The following is a 2,540-nucleotide window of genomic DNA, read 5'->3' as shown; positions in this document are numbered from 1 at the left end:
CGAAGACGGTGATCTGCACGGCCCACGGGGCGGGGCCGGAGGGGGTGCCGTTCACTACCGCGCCGGCCGTGGGTGCCGCGACCGCGAGCGACGCAGTGACCGTCCCCACGATGGCGGCCACCGCTGCGGCCAACCGGCCGAGACGGGCGGGGCTTGTGTGACGTGTGAGGCGCATGAAGCTCAGCTTAGGCGATGGTGGGGAGTTCTCGGGCCGCTCGACATGGGTCCTCATGGTGAAGACGTCGCGGCGTGCGCCGGGCGCGTTACTCGGAGGCGCGGTGGTTCGGCGCGCGGTGGTCGGGGATCGGCGGAGCCGTGTCGACCTCCTTGTGCGCGAGCCGCACCGTCGCGAGCACCATCACGGTGAGGGTGGCGCCCAGGAGCATCAGCGCGGCGCCGTCGACGGAGAACCACTCGCCCAGCACCACCACGCCCAGGCCGAGCGAGACGACCGGGGTGGTGACCGTGGAGGCGGGCACGGCCTGGTGCACCGCGCCGGCCGAGAACGACATCTGCTGCAGCGTCAGCGCGGCGACGGCGGCCACCCCCAGTCCGTACACCTCGCCGGTCGTGGCCACGGTGAACAGTCCGCCGTCGTGGAACCGCTCGGTGACGCCCTTCGTCAGCAGTGCGACGTAGGCGAACGCGGTGCCGCCGGCCACGCCCAGCAGGAGGGCACGGTTGCCGTTGGAGCGGCGGTTGCGGGAGACACCGAGGAGGACGACGACGACGAGGAGTCCGCCCGCGCACGCGAGTGCCCATTGCCACCAGGGCGGGTGGGCGTCTCCTCCGGTGGGCCGTCCGTAGATGACGAGCACCATGACGCATCCCGTGAGGACGTGCCCCCAGAAGAGTTCGGTCTTGGTGACCCGCCGGCCGGTGACCCAGGCGCCGAGGGGGAGGGCGAATGTCAGTGAGAGAACGGTGATCGTCTGGACGAGGATGAGCGATCCGAACGCGAGAGCGAGGCCCTGGAACGCGAATCCGGCGAGGCTGATGACCATGCCGGTCCACCAGTACCGGCTCGCGAGCACGTTGAAGTGACCCTCGTGTCGACCCTTCGCGCGCTGGGGCGATCGGTGCCGCATGACGGTTCCGAAGGCCTGGCTGAGGGCGGACGCGAGGGCGAGAATCACTGCCGCCCAGATTTCACTCATCCCTGATGAGTAAACACCTCCCGTAAAGTAGGTCTGCGGTAAGCCGATCAACACCGGAAGGGTGTGACCGCGTGGCACTCGTAGTGCAGAAGTACGGCGGCTCCTCCGTGGAGTCCGCAGAACGAATCCGCCGGGTGGCGGAACGGATCGTGGAGACCAAGAAGGCGGGTAACGACGTCGTGGTCGTGGCCTCGGCTATGGGCGACACGACCGACGAGCTACTCGATCTGGCCGATCAGGTCTGTCCCTCGCCTCCGCAGCGCGAGATGGACATGCTGTTGACCTCGGGGGAGCGCATCTCCAACGCGCTGCTCGCGATGGCCATCAGCTCGTTCGGGATGGAGGCCTATTCCTTCACCGGATCCCAGGCCGGGATCATCACCACGACCAGGCACGGCAACAGCCGCATCATCGACATCACCCCGGGGCGCGTCCGCGAGGCGCTGGACGAGGGCAAGATCGCCCTCGTCGCGGGCTTCCAGGGCGTGTCCCGCGAGACCCGCGACGTCACGACCCTGGGTCGCGGCGGGTCCGACACCACCGCGGTCGCTATGGCCTCGGCCCTGGGTGCGGACGTGTGCGAGATCTACTCGGACGTCGACGGCATCTACACCGCCGACCCCCGGATCGTCCCCGACGCCCGCAAGCTCGACACCATCTCGTACGAGGAGATGCTGGAGATGGCGGCCGTCGGTTCGAAGATCCTCAACCTGCGGAGCGTCGAGTTCGCCCGCCGGTACCACGTGCCCCTGCGCGTGCGCTCGTCGTATTCGACCAACCCGGGCACGCTCGTGGCCGGAAAAGTGGAGGACATCCCCGTGGAAGACGCAGTCCTGACCGGAGTCGCTCACGACGCCTCGGAGGCCAAGATCACGGTCGTCGGGATCCCGGACCAGCCGGGGTACGCCGCCAAGATCTTCCGCGTGGTGGCCGACGCCGAGATCAACATCGACATGGTCCTGCAGAACGTCTCCAAGGCGGAGGGCAAGACCGACATCACCTTCACCTGCCCACGTGAGGTCGGGGCCAGGGCCGTCGAGGTGCTCTCGCAGGCCAAGGACGACCTCGGGATCGACCAGGTGCTCTACGACGACAACGTCGGCAAGGTCTCCCTGGTCGGCGCCGGCATGAAGTCGCATCCGGGCGTCACCGCGACGTTCTGCGAGTCGCTGTCCGAGGCCGGGGTCAACATCGAGCTCATCTCCACCTCGGAGATCCGCATCTCGGCGCTGGTCCGCGAGGACGAGCTCCCCGAGAGCGTCCGCGCCCTGCACGCCGCGTTCGAGCTGGGCGGCGAGGAGGAGGCCCAGGTCTACGCCGGCACCGGCCGCTGACCTGACTCTCGCCCGGCCCGCCCCAAGCCAGGCCGGCCCGGCGCCCGGC

Annotated in this window: 2 protein-coding genes; one reads left to right on the top strand and one right to left on the bottom strand. The window is 69.1% G+C overall.

Annotated elements, in window-relative coordinates; genetic code table 11:
* Positions 1-263: 263 nt before the first annotated feature.
* Complete coding sequence (locus tag G6023_RS12705; RefSeq protein ID WP_182635842.1) at positions 264-1,157, bottom strand: DMT family transporter; 894 nt, start codon at positions 1,155-1,157, stop codon at positions 264-266.
* A gap of 71 nt (positions 1,158-1,228) precedes the next feature.
* Between G6023_RS12705 and G6023_RS12700 the strand changes: the two genes are divergently transcribed.
* Entirely contained in the window at positions 1,229-2,491 is a 1,263-nt protein-coding gene (locus tag G6023_RS12700) for an aspartate kinase (protein WP_182635840.1), read from the top strand.
* The last annotated feature ends 49 nt before the right edge of the window (positions 2,492-2,540 follow it).

The organism is Dietzia sp. DQ11-71 (genome assembly GCF_014144995.1).
Taxonomy (GTDB): domain Bacteria; phylum Actinomycetota; class Actinomycetes; order Mycobacteriales; family Mycobacteriaceae; genus Dietzia; species Dietzia kunjamensis.
The sequence above is the reverse complement of the archived record's forward strand: the minus strand, read 5'-3'. Positions and strand labels throughout refer to the sequence as shown.